Genomic DNA, 656 nt, shown 5'->3' on the forward strand with positions numbered 1-656 from the left:
CCGTCGTAAAGCTGGACCAAGGCACGGCGGCGCTGACCGTGGTCATGGCCGTTTGTTTGGCGGCGTAGCCCCTCATCTGCCTGCCGGCATCTTCTCCCCGCGTGCGGGGCGAAGAGACGTGGTTCGCCGCTTCGTTTCCCCCAAAGGACGAGGTACGCTCGTCCCCTCTCCCCGCGGGCGGGGAGAGGGTTAGGGTGAGGGGCAGCCCGCACGCGCAAAAAGGTCGTTGTAAACTCGACCAGGGCACGTCGGCGCTGACCGAGGGCATGGCCATTTTGTTTGGCGGCGTAGCCCCTCATCTGCCTGCCGGCATCTTCTCCCCGCGGGCGGGGAGAAGAGACGTGGTTCGCCGCTTGGTTTCCCTCATGGGCAAGGCACGCTTGTCCCCTCTCCCCGCAGGCGGGGAGAGGGTTAGGGTGAGGGGCAACCCGCAGGCGCAAAGGGTCGTCGAAAAGCTGGACCAGGGCACGGCGGCGCTGACCGAGGGCACGGCCGTTTGTTTGGCGGCGTAGCCCCTCATCTGCCTGCCGGCATCTTCTCCTCGCGTGCGGGGAGAAGAGACGTGGTGCGCTGCTTGGTTTCCCCCAAAGGGCAAGGCAGGCTCGTCCCCTCTCCCCGCAGGCGGGGAGAGGGTTAGGGTGAGGGGCGGCCCGCAC

Source organism: Rhizobium sp. Leaf341 (assembly GCF_001424325.1).
In the GTDB taxonomy this organism is placed as follows: Bacteria; Pseudomonadota; Alphaproteobacteria; order Rhizobiales; family Rhizobiaceae; genus Ferranicluibacter.